Annotated in this window: 12 protein-coding genes; 7 read left to right on the top strand and 5 right to left on the bottom strand. The window is 57.3% G+C overall.

The window, feature by feature from the left end:
* Window positions 1–732: a class I SAM-dependent methyltransferase gene (locus tag QP915_RS00165; protein ID WP_284767361.1), complete on the bottom strand. Its 732-nt coding sequence runs from the start codon at window positions 730–732 to the stop codon at window positions 1–3.
* Between the two features lie 251 nt (window positions 733–983).
* Here QP915_RS00165 and rpsA point away from each other — a divergent pair, with 251 nt between their 5' ends.
* From rpsA to QP915_RS00130, 7 genes are all read left to right on the top strand, one after another.
* Complete coding sequence (gene rpsA, locus QP915_RS00160) at window positions 984–2,444, top strand: 30S ribosomal protein S1 (protein ID WP_023021654.1); 1,461 nt, start codon at window positions 984–986, stop codon at window positions 2,442–2,444.
* A 297-nt stretch (window positions 2,445–2,741) separates the two neighbouring features.
* Window positions 2,742–4,793, top strand: a complete 2,052-nt coding sequence (locus tag QP915_RS00155) for a glucose PTS transporter subunit IIA (RefSeq protein ID WP_284767360.1) — start codon at window positions 2,742–2,744, stop codon at window positions 4,791–4,793.
* Between the two features lie 81 nt (window positions 4,794–4,874).
* Entirely contained in the window at window positions 4,875–5,474 is a 600-nt protein-coding gene (gene coaE, locus QP915_RS00150) for a dephospho-CoA kinase (RefSeq protein WP_284767359.1), read from the top strand.
* 90 nt (window positions 5,475–5,564) lie between these two features.
* Window positions 5,565–5,927, top strand: a complete 363-nt coding sequence (locus QP915_RS00145) for a DUF4259 domain-containing protein (protein WP_284767358.1) — start codon at window positions 5,565–5,567, stop codon at window positions 5,925–5,927.
* A gap of 40 nt (window positions 5,928–5,967) precedes the next feature.
* Window positions 5,968–8,061, top strand: a complete 2,094-nt coding sequence (gene uvrB / locus QP915_RS00140; protein ID WP_284767356.1) for an excinuclease ABC subunit UvrB — start codon at window positions 5,968–5,970, stop codon at window positions 8,059–8,061.
* A 129-nt stretch (window positions 8,062–8,190) separates the two neighbouring features.
* Entirely contained in the window at window positions 8,191–8,643 is a 453-nt protein-coding gene (locus QP915_RS00135; RefSeq protein ID WP_284767355.1) for a universal stress protein, read from the top strand.
* Between the two features lie 83 nt (window positions 8,644–8,726).
* A complete protein-coding gene (locus QP915_RS00130) occupies window positions 8,727–9,167 on the top strand; it encodes a universal stress protein (protein ID WP_239279280.1) in 441 nt (146 codons plus the stop codon).
* 70 nt (window positions 9,168–9,237) lie between these two features.
* Here the strand turns inward: QP915_RS00130 and QP915_RS00125 are convergent, their stop codons facing one another.
* The 4 genes from QP915_RS00125 to QP915_RS00110 all read right to left on the bottom strand — a co-directional run bounded on the left by QP915_RS00125 (window position 9,238) and on the right by QP915_RS00110 (window position 14,360).
* Window positions 9,238–10,254 (bottom strand): App1 family protein phosphatidate phosphatase, encoded by a 1,017-nt coding sequence (locus QP915_RS00125; protein ID WP_284767354.1) that lies wholly within the window; start codon window positions 10,252–10,254, stop codon window positions 9,238–9,240.
* A 20-nt stretch (window positions 10,255–10,274) separates the two neighbouring features.
* The gene (locus QP915_RS00120) at window positions 10,275–12,500 is read right to left on the bottom strand and encodes a HelD family protein (protein ID WP_284767353.1); all 2,226 of its coding nucleotides are present in this window, start codon (window positions 12,498–12,500) and stop codon (window positions 10,275–10,277) included.
* A gap of 162 nt (window positions 12,501–12,662) precedes the next feature.
* Window positions 12,663–13,679, bottom strand: a complete 1,017-nt coding sequence (locus QP915_RS00115) for a DoxX family protein (RefSeq protein WP_284767352.1) — start codon at window positions 13,677–13,679, stop codon at window positions 12,663–12,665.
* A 78-nt stretch (window positions 13,680–13,757) separates the two neighbouring features.
* The gene (locus QP915_RS00110) at window positions 13,758–14,360 is read right to left on the bottom strand and encodes an MBL fold metallo-hydrolase (protein ID WP_284766184.1); all 603 of its coding nucleotides are present in this window, start codon (window positions 14,358–14,360) and stop codon (window positions 13,758–13,760) included.

The following is a 14,360-nucleotide window of genomic DNA, read 5'->3' as shown; positions in this document are numbered from 1 at the left end:
TTAGCGGCAATTCCGGCAGACGAAAATAATCGTGCCGGGGAAGATTTCGCCTCGCTCTGGCGACCATTGGCCCCAAGTGGTGGTGAGATCCTTAGGCCATTCGGGCTCGATAATGTCCTCGATTAGGAAAGGGCCTTCGCCCTGTAAAGCCTGAAACCAATCGGCGATAGTGCGATGAAATTCCGCATAGGTCAGGTTGCCACCGCGGTCTTGCTCCAGATAAGCACGATCGAAATAGCTGATATCGGCCGTCAGATCGGCGGGGTCATCAGGGAATATCCAGCGCATCGGGTGGTTGGCCGAAAGGACAAAGCGACCGGTTGGTTTAAGAACGCGGGAAACTTCGCTTAGGGCTAAGTCAAGGTTGGCAAGGAAGGGAAAGGCGCCGAAAGCCGAGAATGCGGCGTCGAAGGAGTCGGTGGCGTAGGGGAGTGAAAGCGCATCGGCTTGGGTTAAGGGGAGTCCGAGTGCAGCGTGGTTGAGCATGCCGCGGGAGATATCGAAGCCGGTGGCGAAGTGCGCGCGTGTCTGGAGCCATTGGGTACACGGGGCGGAGCCGCAGCCAATTTCGAGGACGGAAGAAGCCGAGACGTCGCCTAGCAAGTGTGCTTGGTCCTCGTGGAGCATTTCTGGGCACCAATAAAAGGAGGAAAGGTAGTCGGGGTGCTCGGCGTGGTAGTTGGTGGCGTCGCTATCCCAGTAGGCCTGGTTCGCGTGCGAGGGGGAAGTCACGGTGGGAGAAAATCCTTTGCAAAATAGTTGGTCCGTGTATTTGCCCTTTAAGCTGGACAGATGTAGTGTTGGACGGGCGTGTCTATGCCACGGGTTGTTCTAAGTCCCTGTAGGAAGGCTTTAAGCAATCACGAGGCGGGATCGAATATTTCTCTTTTTAGCTGCATTTGCGCAGCTTAGCAAGCTTTTTTCGAGAGACGCGCAGTTGTCCAATTTCGATTTCCTACATTTATTCGGAGCATTTTTTCAATATGCCATCTTCTAACACCCCGCAGGTTGCGATTAACGATATCGGAACCGCAGAGGACTTCCTCGCAGCTGTAGACGCCACCATCAAGTACTTCAACGATGGTGACATTGTCGAGGGTACCGTCGTCAAGGTTGACCACGACGAGGTACTGCTGGACATCGGATACAAGACCGAAGGCGTTATCCCTTCCCGCGAGCTGTCCATCAAGCACGACGTCAACCCGGACGAGGTTGTTGAGGTCGGCGATGAGGTTGACGCACTTGTTCTCACCAAGGAGGACAAGGAAGGTCGTCTGATCCTGTCCAAGAAGCGTGCACAGTACGAGCGCGCATGGGGCGCCATCGAGGAGCTGCAGGCCAAGGAAGAGCCTGTTACCGGTACCGTTATCGAGGTTGTCAAGGGCGGCCTCATCCTGGATATCGGCCTGCGTGGCTTCCTGCCTGCATCCCTCGTTGAGATGCGTCGCGTCCGTGACCTGGAGCCGTACATCGGCCAGGAGCTGGAAGCAAAGATCATCGAGCTGGACAAGCAGCGCAACAACGTTGTCCTGTCCCGCCGTGCATACCTGGAGCAGACCCAGTCCGAGGTTCGCTCCGAGTTCCTGCACCAGCTGCAGAAGGGTCAGGTCCGCAAGGGCGTTGTTTCCTCCATCGTCAACTTCGGCGCCTTCGTCGATCTCGGCGGTGTCGACGGCCTGGTTCACGTTTCCGAGCTGTCCTGGAAGCACATCGACCACCCATCCGAGGTTGTCACCGTTGGTGACGAGGTAACCGTTGAGGTTCTGGACGTCGATCTGGACCGCGAGCGCGTTTCCCTGTCCCTGAAGGCTACCCAGGAAGATCCGTGGCGCGTATTCGCCCGCACCCACGCTGTGGGCCAGATCGTTCCGGGCAAGGTCACCAAGCTCGTCCCGTTCGGCGCCTTCGTTCGCGTCGAAGAGGGCATCGAGGGCCTGGTTCACATCTCCGAGCTGGCTCAGCGCCACGTCGAGGTTCCGGACCAGGTTGTCACCGTTGGCCAGGAAGTTATGGTCAAGGTCATCGACATCGATCTCGAGCGTCGTCGTATCTCCCTGTCCGTTAAGCAGGCAGACGAGGACTACACCGAAGAGTTCGATCCGTCCAAGTACGGCATGGCTGACTCCTACGACGAGCAGGGCAACTATGTCTTCCCTGAGGGCTTCGACCCTGAGACCAACGAGTGGAAGGAAGGCTTCGACGAGCAGCGTCAGGCATGGGAGGCACGCTACGCAGAGTCCGAGCGTCGCTTCAACCTGCACACCGCTCAGATCGAGCGCAACCGCGCCGCAGCCGCTGAGGCTGCTGAGTCTGCAGAGTCCTCCAACTACTCCTCTGATTCCTCTGATGCAGCTCCGGCATCCGAGACTCAAGCAGAAGTTGGCGGCTCCCTGGCTTCCGACGAGCAGCTCGCTGCACTGCGCGACAAGCTCGCTGGCAACTAAAGCTTCCGCTTAGTTTCCGCTAAGCCTCAAGGCTTGGCTCACGGCCGCGCCCACTTCATCACCTAGATGGGGTGGGCGCGGCTTTTGTGATCTTTTAGACAGTTTGTGCAATCGTTTGCCGGGATGTTCGTTGCCTTTAGGTGGTTGACCAGCGGACAAGCAGTGACAAGTGGAAAAACTCCCTGGCAAGTCCACAAAACGGGCTTTTGTTCATGTGGGAATCCTCTTATACTCAAACCTGACGTTATAGCCAGTGCAGTACTGGTTATAAGTGATATTTGAACTGAGGAGTAAGAAGTGGCATCTATCAAGGACACTTCCACCCACATCATTGAAAGTATCGGCGGCGCCGACAACATCACGTCGCTCACGCACTGCGCGACGCGCCTGCGCTTCCAACTTGCCGATGCGGGGAAAGTTGACCAAGAAAAGCTCGATAGCGACCCAGCGGTGCTTGGAACCGTGCCCCAGGGCGCTCACGGCTACCAGGTAGTCATGGGCGGCGGCGTCGCTGACTACTACAACGAGATCATTAAGCAGCCCGGTGTGCATGCTTCCGGTGATAAAGAAGCGTCCTCCAAGAAGGAGTATGACGGTGTTCGCGGTAAGTATGACTGGGTAGATTACTGCTTCGAGTTCCTTTCTGATACCTTCCGCCCAGTCCTGTGGGCATTGCTGGGTGCCTCACTCATTATCATGCTGCTCATCCTGGCAGACACGGCGCACATCCAGGATTTCCGCGCACCGCTGGAGGAGCAACCAGAAGGCTTCCGGCTGGCTCACGCAATGTTCCAGTCGGTCTTTTACTTTTTGCCGGTAATGGTCGGTGCGACCGCGGCCCAGAAGCTGGGTGCGAATATGTGGGTCTCCGCGGCTATTCCCGCAGCGCTTTTGACCCCCGAATTTATGTCGCTGGGTGAGCAAGGCGATACCGTCAACGTATTTGGCCTGCCGTTGGTCATCAACTCCTATGGCTCCCAGGTCTTCCCGCCCATTTTGGCCGCAATCGGCCTGTACTGGGTGGAAAAGGGCCTAAAGAAGATCATCCCGAGCGCAGTTCATATGGTCTTCGTGCCGTTCTTCTCCTTGCTTATCATGATTCCGGCAACGGCCTTCCTGCTCGGCCCGTTCGGCATTGGCGTAGGCAATGGCATTTCCTGGGTCCTTTACCAAATCAATGATTTCTCGCCGTTCATCCTGGCTATCGTCATTCCGCTGCTGTACCCGTTCCTCGTTCCGATGGGCCTGCACTGGCCGCTGAATGTCATCATGATTCAGAACATCGCAACCTACGGCTACGACTTCATCCAGGGTCCGATGGGCGCATGGAATTTCGCCTGCTTCGGCGTCGTGGGCGCGGTCATGGTTATCTCTTTCAGGGAGAAGAACAATGCCATGCGCCAGGTCTCTATTGGTGCCTTCGCAGCGGGCATCCTCGGTGGCGTGTCGGAGCCTTCCCTCTACGGCATTTTGTTGCGCTTCCGCCGCAGCTACTACCGGTTGCTGCCAGGTTGTGCGGTAGGTGGCGCAATTATTGGCATCTTTGATGTCCGCGCTGAGGCCTTCGTCTTTACCTCTGCGTTGACCACTGGCGCTATGACGCCGCAGCTGGGCTACGTCCTTGGTATCACGGCTGCATTCCTTACCTCTTTCTTCCTGACCCTGTTCTTCGGCTACCGCACAGCAGAAGAAAAGCAGGCAGACTTGGAGCGCATCGCCCGCGAACAGGGCGAATCTGTGGATGACGTAGCTGCTCGTTCGGAGTTTAAGTCCACCCAGGCCGACAAGAAAGAGTCCTCGAATGCGGGTGGCGCCGTTGCTGCCAGCGCTGCGGGCGCTGTTGCTACTGGTGTTGCCGCCAAGCAGGTTGGCAAGGACGACATCGTGTTGGATTCCCCTCTGGAGGGCGAGGCAGTAGACCTTTCAGAGGTTCCGGATCCTATCTTCGCAGGCGCAAAGCTAGGGCCTGGCATGGCAGTCCAGCCAACTGGCACTACCGTCTATGCGCCTGCCGACGGCAAAGTGCTCACCGTTCAAAAGTCCGGCCATGCGGTAGGCCTAAGCCTCGACAATGGCGTGCAACTGCTCATCCACGTAGGCCTCGATACCGTGGAACTGGGCGGCGAAGGCTTCGACGTGCACGTGGAAAAGAAGCAACGCATTTCCGCGGGCGATAAGTTGATTAGCTTTGACCCGGAATTCATCCGTTCCAAGGGCTATAACCTGATTACTCCGGTTGTGGTCACTAACGCCACCAAGTTCGGCGCGGTCTCCGGTGAAGCCGGCCAGGTTACCCCGAGTGATGATTTGCTCCGCATTCCGCCGAAGCCGGAGGAAGCAGCGGAATAAAGAAACGCTGACACCTATAGCGACAGAGGAACCCCGCATCAACGTGTATGGCGGGGTTCCTTTTCGCGTAGGGTGGCTGCCATGAAACTCATTGGCCTTACAGGCGGTATTGGCAGTGGCAAGTCAACAGTCGCAACGCTCTGCCGCGAGCGTGGATGGGAAGTGGTCGATGCCGATGGCATTGCGCGCGACGTCGTCAAGCCCGGGCGGCCTGCGTTAGCGGAGCTGGCGGCAGCATTCGGAGAAGATATCCTGCTGGCGGACGGCAGTCTCAACCGCAAAGAATTAGCGAAGCGAGCCTTTGCAGACAAAGAACACACCGAGTTGTTGAATTCCATTACCCATCCACGCATCCAAGAGGAAACGCAGCGCCAGTTCGCGGCGGCACGTGAAGACGGCTATGACTTCGCCGTTTTCGATATGCCGCTTTTGGTGGATAATGGCTTAGACAAAGACATGGACTACGTCATCGTGGTCGACGTGGCCGTAGAAGAGCGCGTCCGTCGCCTCGTAGCTTCACGCGGGCTGGATGAGGACGATGCGCGCCGTCGCATTGCAGCGCAAGTACCTGATGAGGTGCGATTGGCCGCGGCCACGCACGTGATCGACAACAACGGCACGCTGGAGCAGCTGCGCGCGCGAGCGGCCGAGGTTATGGACCTCATAGAGGCGGAGTCTTAGAAGCGGAGTCACCCAAACTTTAACCGTTGGGCGGTTAGAGTTTACGCAGTTTCGAAGTTGCGTTAACTTTCGCGACTTAAGCTACCCGCCGTGGGAACATGGGATACAGGGCCTTTTGATAATCACGCAGCGCGAGAACTGCTTGCTAGCTTGCGTGATGGCTCCTTCGATCTCAAAGCCTTTCAACAGTCATGCTCGGGGGAGCCTATGGACTCCGATGACGCGGAAACCATGATCGCGCTGGGCGCTTTGTTAAAGCTGAAGGCTGATGCACTGCCGGAAGGAATTCACCGCGAGGATCTTGCTCCCCTGTATACGCCGCAGTCTAAAGCATGGCTGCGCCGTCGCATCAATAGTGCAATGCGCCCAGATACGTCTTCTGTTTATGCGCTGTGGGAGACTACCGGCGAGCTGGAAGAGTGGCTGCGCACCGCGCAGGACTCCTTGCCGTGAACATAGCTAGCCGCGCCTTATAAGCAGTAGAGTAGTGGGCATGGCTTTTGCTGCTGAACATCCTCTTATTCCAAATTCCGAGCACCGCGTCGTCAGCGAGGTCGAGCGCACCCCAGGTGAGTTTCAGGTTGTCTCTGAATACGAACCGGCCGGCGACCAGCCCGCTGCTATTGCAGAGCTCAACGAACGCCTCAATCGCGATGAGCGCGATGTAGTACTCATGGGTGCTACCGGTACTGGTAAATCCGCTACTGCCGCGTGGTTGATTGAAAAGCAGCAGCGCCCCACGCTGGTGATGGCACCAAATAAGACCCTGGCAGCGCAGCTAGCGAACGAGCTGCGCCAGCTCCTGCCGCATAACGCGGTGGAGTACTTCGTGTCTTATTATGACTACTACCAGCCAGAGGCTTATATTGCGCAGACGGATACCTATATTGAAAAGGACTCGTCCATCAACGAGGACGTAGAGCGTCTGCGCCACTCGGCCACCTCGGCGCTGCTGTCTCGCCGAGACGTGGTGGTTGTGTCCTCCGTGTCCTGCATTTATGGCTTGGGTACTCCGCAGTCCTATTTGGATCGTTCGGTCATTATTTCCGTGGATGAGGAGCTGGACCGGGACCGCTTCCTCCGTTTGCTGGTGGATATCCAATACGAACGCAATGACGTGGGATTTACCCGCGGTACCTTCCGCGCCAAGGGTGACACGGTCGATATCATTCCGGCTTATGAGGAGCGCGCGGTGCGCATTGAATTCTTCGGCGATGATATCGATTCCCTTTACTACATTCACCCCGTCACTGGTGATGTCATCGAGGAAGTAGACGAGGTGCGCATCTTCCCCGCGACCCACTACGTGGCAGGGCCCGAACGCATGGAAAAAGCTGTGGCTGCCATCAAAGAGGAATTGGCCGAGCGCCTGGAGGATCTGGAAAACCGCGGCAAACTGCTGGAGGCACAACGGCTTCGCATGCGCACCGAATACGATCTAGAAATGATCGAGCAGGTAGGTTTTTGCTCCGGCATCGAGAACTACTCCCGCCACGTCGATGGCCGCCCAGCCGGTTCCGCGCCGGCAACGCTGCTGGATTACTTCCCAGAGGATTTTCTCACCATTATTGACGAGTCTCACGTCACTGTCCCACAGATTGGCGGCATGTTCGAGGGCGATATGTCCCGCAAGCGCAACCTGGTGGAATTCGGTTTCCGGCTGCCCTCCGCAGTGGATAACCGCCCGCTGACCTTTGATGAGTTTGAACAACGCGTGGGACAAACTGTCTACATGTCCGCCACTCCGGGTGACTTCGAACTTACGTCCTCGGACGGTGAGTACGTGGAGCAGGTTATTCGCCCAACTGGTCTGGTGGATCCGAAGGTTACCGTCAAACCCACTAAGGGCCAGATTGATGATCTTATCGATGAGGTACGCACCCGCATTTCGCAGCAAGAGCGCGTACTGGTGACCACGCTGACCAAGCGCATGGCAGAAGACCTCACCGATTACCTCCTGGAGCAAGGCATTAAGGTGCGCTACCTGCACTCGGATATCGATACCTTGCAGCGCGTCGAGCTTTTGCGGCAATTGCGCTTGGGTGAGTTTGATGTGCTGGTGGGCATTAACCTCCTGCGTGAGGGCCTCGACCTTCCCGAAGTATCGCTCGTTGCCATCTTGGATGCGGACAAGGAAGGTTTCTTGCGCTCTACCACGTCGCTCATCCAGACCATCGGTCGTGCTGCCCGTAACGTCTCTGGCGAGGTGATTATGTATGCCGATAAAATCACCGATTCGATGCAAGAGGCAATCGAGGAGACGGAGCGACGCCGCGAAAAGCAGATTGCCTATAACAAGGAGCACGGCATTGACCCGCAGCCTTTGCGGAAGAAAATTGCCGATATTCTTGACCAGGTCTATGAAGACGGCGGGGAAGAGGAGTCCAACTCCGATCCCGCTGCAGTGGTGGAGAAGCGGGATATTTCCAGCATGGCTACCGATGAGGTGCAGGCGCTTATCGACGACCTCTCGGCCCAAATGGGGGCTGCCGCGCGCGAGCTCAAATTCGAGTTGGCTGGTCGACTACGTGATGAAATCGCTGATCTAAAGAAGGAATTGCGTGGATTGAAGGAAGCGGGAATTTAGTTTTCTCCCCCTGAAAGTGATGAATGGCTCCGCGGGTGCTTCTCTCAAGAGCTGCGCTAGTTATACTGGATAAGTGCCAGAAGCGCCGTTTAGTTGTCACTGTGGAATAGTTCAACTGCAAGGAGAATAATGCTTACTTATAAAAACATTGCCGTCGGCACCGATGGCTCTGAAACCTCCCTGCGCGCGGTCCGCGCTGCGGCGTCCATGGCACGGGCGTACGACGCCAAGCTGATTATCATTTCAGCCTTTTATAACCACGCTGGATCCATGCTTGGTGCTCCGCGGGGCGACGAAGCCGGTCTGCCCGTTGTAAGTGAGGACATGGCCGGTACCTACCTGACCAATGCCACCCGTATCGCCGAGTCGGAGGGTGCGGAACACATTGAAATCGTAGGCAAATCTGGAGACCCAGTAAAATCCTTGTTGGAGGTAGGCCAGGACTATGATGTGGACCTGTTCGTGGTGGGCAACCGCGGCGTGAACTCCGTTCGTGGTCGAGTCTTCGGTTCTGTGCCAACAGAACTAACCCACAAGTCAAAGGTAGACGTCGTCGTAGTTAATACCAGCGAGAAACGTTAAACATTTTTCGTTGTTACACTGGCAGTAAAGCCTTTGTAGGCTAAATAAACACTCTGGGTACACACCCACAAAGAAAGGTCATCATGAGCGACTACAACACGATCGTTGTCGGTACTGACGGTTCTAAGTCTTCTCTCCTCGCTGTAGAGCGAGCAGCTAAGATCGCCGCCGCATTCGATTCCACTCTGATTATCGGTTGTGCTTACTACGAGAACCAGGAGCAGGCTTCCAAGACCCTGCGCCAGGATTCCGTAACCATCTTGGGCGATGAGAAGGCCGAGGCAAACCTCAAGGACGCTAAGGCACACGCTGAGAAGTTCGGTGCTTCCAAGGTCGAAACCGCTGTTCGCCCGGGCACCCCGGTACAGGCCCTGATGTCCATCGTCAACGACAACGATGCTGACCTGCTCATCGTGGGCAACCGCGGCATCAACTCTCTCACCGGCCGCCTGCTGGGCTCCGTGCCGGCAGACGTTGCTCGCCAGTCCGATTGCGACGTAATGATTGTTCACACCGTCAGCTAAGAACGGCAATTAAAACCCGCCTTGGTCTTGCTTTGAAAAGACCAAGGCGGGTTTCGTCGTTAAGCGCAGCTTACTCCGTAGGGTGTGCAGCGTTGAATGCGGCGGCAATGGCGTTGCCGTTTGCGCCCTGAATCAAGGGGATAGAGAAGTGGCCCTCCTCATTGGCATCGGCCAAAGGGCTAAGGGAGCCGTGGGAGAGCAACTGCTCCTGCGGGCTCAGATTGCGGATAAGCACAGAGTGAATCCGGTCCGGATGCTCATTAGCCACATCGCCGTAGGTCAATGGATCATGTTGTCCGTCATCGCCAATGAGAATCCATTGCATATCCGGGTAGGCGATGAGTAGATTGCGCAGCTGAACACGCTTGTGCTCCTGACCACTGCGGAAAAGCCCCGTTTCCGTAGGGCCCCAGTCCGTCAGCAGCATGGGACCCGCGGGGAAACCATGGTGGGACAGGAATTTCTTGAGCGAGCCAAAGGTATTCCAAGCGCCTGTAGAAAGATAAAACACTGGGGCTTGGGGGAAGCGCTGCTGCAGCTGAGCATAGAATTCGGCCATTCCGGGAACGGCCTGTCGCTTACTAGGGCGCTTGGCCCAGGAATTCCACGCCGCCGTTAGCGCGCGGGGCAGCCACGTGACAAGCACCGTGTCATCGATATCGCTAACGATGCCGATCTTGGCCGCCGGATCAACGATAAGTAGTTGGACTTCCACGGCATTCGCGTTTGCGGCCTCGATTGTTGCCGTATGCCATCCAGGCTCTAATTCGTGGTCATGGACTAGTAAGTCAATGTATCCGTTTCGATCGGTGGTACCGGTGACAGTCTGTTCCCCAATAGTTACCGAAACGTCGTGGTGTCCTACTTGAATGGTAAGAAACTGCTGGTAGCCGCGCTCACCCCACGTATCCCTCTTGCCTTCATCAGGATCATGCATGAGTACGCGGCCGAAGATTCTCACCTGATCGGTGGTGCCATAACCGGTATATCCCACGATCAGGGGCTGCCATCCGCGCCGTTGAGAGCGCTTCAAAGTAAAGGAGTTTAGTGAGCTTTCAGCTTTGCGCATGATGTCAGATAAGGCCATGGCACAAAGCTTACGGGAGCCTAAAGAACTTCGCCGCAGTCACCGACGAGCGTGAGCGATTGGGTGGCACGAGTGATGCAGACATAGAGGTTCTGCAATCCCTGTGGGGAGGCATCCACGATGCGCTGCGGATCGAGCACAACCACGTGATCAAACTCCAGGCCCTTATAGCGCTCCGCCGTGGCGGCGTCAATAACCGCTGTGAGCCTGCCGTCCTCTTCGCTGTGCACTCCAGGGGTGTAGGTACCCTTCTCGAGCCGGCGCACCTGCACTCCATCACGGATGGCTGTCGCCGGGATGGCATCAGGGTTAATCATTTCCAAAAGTCCATTGGCCAATTCCGTAATGGGCTGCGGGGTGCGATAGTTGACGGTTAAGAAGTGGTGACGGAATCGTTGAGCCACGAAAGGCTCGAGGGCCTCGCCCCAGTCATCAACACCTGCCGGGGAGCCGGTCTGGGAGGTATCACCCACCAAAGTCATCCACCGTGATGGACAGCGGCGGAAGAGCATTCGCCACTCCATAGGAGTTAATTCCTGGGCTTCGTCCACGATGATGTGACCATAAGCCCATGTATGGTCTTCGCGGGCGCGTTGGGCAGTGGTGCGTTTATCGCGTACCTCCTGGCGGTGCGCCAGGGTCTCGGCGTCAATGACATCGTGGGCAGAGAGGATTTCTGCTTCAAACATGTCATCGTCATTATCTGTGGACTCGGAGGAGGACAAGATATCCAATGCGTCTTCCGCATCCGCCACCTGCTCGCGCCACGCGGCATCATCGGCTGCCTTCTTTTCTTCAGGATTGGGCAGGCCGATGAGGACGGCAAGCTCGTCTAGCAAGGCCGCATCCGAATCCGTCCATGCTCGTCCCTCTGCGCGGTAGAGCGCTTCTTGGGTTTCTTCGTCATACCCGTGCGCGGCAGAAGCGATGAGCTTGCGCGAGGAGACTAGAGCAGCAAGTACATCGGTGGGGTGTAGTTCGGGCCAAAACTCATCGATCAAGGCAGTAACGGCCGCGTCCTCAGCAAGGTCATCGTGGAACTGATCGATATCGGCGCGCGAAAGGAGATTCTTCCCGCCAAGCGGATCGGCACCAACCTTTTCTGCCATTTGCTGGGCTAGGTCCTCTACGAGGTGCTCAATGAAGGCACCACGCGCCTCATTGTGTGGTTTGCGCGAGCGACGCGCCCGTGTACGGGCGCTTTTCACCATGCTGGGTGTCACCTCTAAGGCTAGGCCGTCGACTACCAGTTCACGCGGGTCGTCGGGAAGCAGCTGGTAGTCCTTGACCGCAGTGGAGAGGATCTCCACCATGGCGTCGCTACCCTTGATTTCCCGAGCCACGAGGTTTTCTTCGTGGCTTGGTTCAATTCCAGGGAAGAGCCCACCAATGGTGGAGAGCACTACGCCGGTCTCGCCCAGTTCTGGGAGCACGCGCGAAATATAGTCCAAGAAGCTGCTATTGGGGCCCACGATAAGTACGCCGGTGGCAGAAAGCAGCTCGCGGTGGGTATAGAGCAGATAGGCAACGCGGTGTAGCGCCACTGCGGTCTTACCGGTGCCGGGGCCGCCTTCTACCACCATCACGCCGCGGGTGTTATCGCGGATAATCTCGTCCTGCTCCCGCTGAATGGTCTCCACAATTGAGGCCATGTGACCGGTACGGGCCCGTTGCATGGCGTGATAGAGCGCAGATTCGCTCGCTACGCCGGCCTCTTCTTCACGCACTCCGGGGCCAGCAAGGACTTCATCATGAATGCCAGTGACGGTGCGCCCCTTGGTGCGGATTTGGCGGCGGGTGTGCACGCCTTCTGGCTGGGCGGTAGTAGCGAGGTAGAAGGGCCGTGCCATTGGGGCACGCCAGTCAAGCAGTAGCGTGCGATAGTCATCTTCACGCGCATCGAGTCCCATGCGGCCGATGTAGCGGCGATCTAGGCCTTCCGGAGTGGGATTGTCACCTGGGGCGTCGATGTCGATGCGGCCAAAGACCAATCCCATCTGGGCCACATTGAGACGATCCAGCTTGGCTTGGAGCCCGTGGTATTCCGTTTCGCGGCGCACCAAAGCATCCGCGTCCGGGGTGGAGGGATCAACGTCCGCCTGCACCTCATTGAGCCGTTCATTTGCTGCAGCCACCTCATCGTCGAGGCGGGCGAAAAGGCCGTCCACATAATCTTGCTCCGTAGCGATGGCTTCGCGCTCCGAGGAACCTGCAGCCGTCGCGTGCTTATGGGATGCTGAGTTCACGTGACTCCTTGGTGATTGGACGTTGATGGGGAGGAATCTGCCGGGCACGCTGTCCGGCGAGGGGGGAAGATGAGTTTAGACCCTGCCGTGACAAAGAACAACGGCCCAGCATAAGGCTGGGCCGTGTGTCACCGCCGAGTTATTCGGCCGAAGAAGTCGTGGCTACTTCGAGCGCTTTTCCAGCTTCTTGATAGCTGCCTCAATCTTCTTATTTGCCTCCTGCTGCAGCTTGTCAGCGTGCTTGGATGCCTTCTTGTTGGCGCGCTTGGACTGGGCGGTGTCCAGCTTGGCGACGGCCTTGTCGGCGCGTGCCTGAGCCTTGGTAGCTGCCTTTACAGCACGGGTACGGGCGATCTCGCGATTTGCCTGTGCGGTTTCGAGCCAGTCACCCTTATTGTCTTCAACGTAAGTCTTGGCGTTGTCGACCGAGTCCTCAATGAAAGACTTGGCGTTGCCCAGCAAGCCGCGGCCAGACTCCTGCCAACCGTCCTTGTTGTCCTCTACGTAGGTCTTGGCATCGTCAACATAGGACTTTGCGGTGTCTAGCAGACCACGGCCGGTGGACTGCCAGTCATCCTTGTTGTCGTCTACATAAGCCTGTGCCTTGGCAGAGGTCTCGTTGATCCAGTCGCCGGCCTTGGAAGACAGTTCGTTAGCGCGGGCAGAGAGCTCTTCGCGCTTCTGCTCGGACTCAGACTTGGTAGGCAGTGCCTGCTGAATCTTCTTGTTCGTGCGCTTGCCGGCCTTCTGTGCACGCCAACGCAGGGAAGGCTTGCCCTCGGTGTCCTGGGTAGCGATAAACAGGGCGCCGAGCAAAGCGGTATTGGTAACGAATCCGTTGCGGCGGGATTCCTTGTCTTCCTTATTGTCCGCAGCCCAGAAGTTGTTCTTGCCAATCAAGTTGGGCAGGGTAGCGGCGGCCAGAACTGCAGCGGAAGTGCGCGGTGCCTTGCCCAGAGCCAAGGTGGAGCCGGCGCCTACCTTTGCGCCGCCAATGGCGCGGGTAACTAGTTCTGGGTCATTTGGGATGTAGCCCTGGTACTCAGAAGGAACGGCCTTGCGCACGGTCTTGAGGAAACCTTCGGTTTCTGTCACGTGCTCGGACGCGTTGCGCAGGTTGTCTACGCCTTCCCATACAAAAACGGATGCCAGCATGGGGCGGGCAAGCTTGCGAATCATAGTCCTTAAAGCTCCTTAAGCTCGTTGTTCTAGACCTATCCTGTGCTAGACCATTGTACGCGGAAAACCGCCTTTGGATCACCAGCGGCGTTCCCACCAGTCATCAAGCTTGGGGCGCTCCTCGCCCAAGGTCGTGGACTTGCCGTGTCCCGGGCGCACGATCGTATTGTCGGGGAACTCATCAAAAATGCGCGCGGTGACATCCTTATATAGGCGGACGAAGTCACCCTCAGAGGTGGTCTTGCCCAGGCCACCGGGGAAGAGGGAATCGCCTACGAAGAGGTTGGTGACGCCATCGATGCTTGCAACCAACGCCGCCCCGCCGGGGGTGTGGCCGCGCAAGATAATGATGGGCAGCTGAAGGCCCGCGAACTCGATGGAATCGCCCTCGCGCAGCTCTACGTCCACCTCTGCTGGGATGGCGGGGGAATCGAGGAAAGAGGCGTAGTGTGTAGCACCAGTTTCGGACAAAATCTCCTCGAGTGCGCGCACGTGGTCCCAGTGGCGGTGGGTAGTAAGCACCGCGGTGATTTTCACGCCGGCTTTGCGGGCCATGTCGAGGATTGCGGGAGCGTCATCGGCGGCGTCGACAAGCAAGCCCTCTTCGCCCACCTGGAGGAGGTAGCAGTTGTTGTCCATTTCAGACACGGAAATCTGATGTAGCTGAAGCTCGTTAGTCAT

Origin of the sequence: Corynebacterium sp. MSK158, assembly GCF_030229085.1 — a bacterium.
In the GTDB taxonomy this organism is placed as follows: Bacteria; Actinomycetota; Actinomycetes; order Mycobacteriales; family Mycobacteriaceae; genus Corynebacterium.
Note: the sequence above shows the minus strand (reverse complement) of the source record. Positions and strands in the feature narration are given on the sequence as shown.

Bases quoted from the DNA above. Each gene is read 5' to 3' on its own strand.
- rpsA (WP_023021654.1), top strand. From the start codon at position 984: ATGCCATCTTCTAACACCCCGCAGGTTGCGATTAACGATATCGGAACC.
- coaE (WP_284767359.1), top strand. From the start codon at position 4,875: ATGAAACTCATTGGCCTTACAGGCGGTATTGGCAGTGGCAAGTCAACA.
- uvrB (WP_284767356.1), top strand. From the start codon at position 5,968: ATGGCTTTTGCTGCTGAACATCCTCTTATTCCAAATTCCGAGCACCGC.
- QP915_RS00135 (WP_284767355.1), top strand. From the start codon at position 8,191: ATGCTTACTTATAAAAACATTGCCGTCGGCACCGATGGCTCTGAAACC.
- QP915_RS00130 (WP_239279280.1), top strand. From the start codon at position 8,727: ATGAGCGACTACAACACGATCGTTGTCGGTACTGACGGTTCTAAGTCT.
- QP915_RS00125 (WP_284767354.1), bottom strand. From the start codon at position 10,254: ATGGCCTTATCTGACATCATGCGCAAAGCTGAAAGCTCACTAAACTCC.
- QP915_RS00115 (WP_284767352.1), bottom strand. From the start codon at position 13,679: ATGATTCGCAAGCTTGCCCGCCCCATGCTGGCATCCGTTTTTGTATGG.
- QP915_RS00110 (WP_284766184.1), bottom strand. From the start codon at position 14,360: ATGACTAACGAGCTTCAGCTACATCAGATTTCCGTGTCTGAAATGGAC.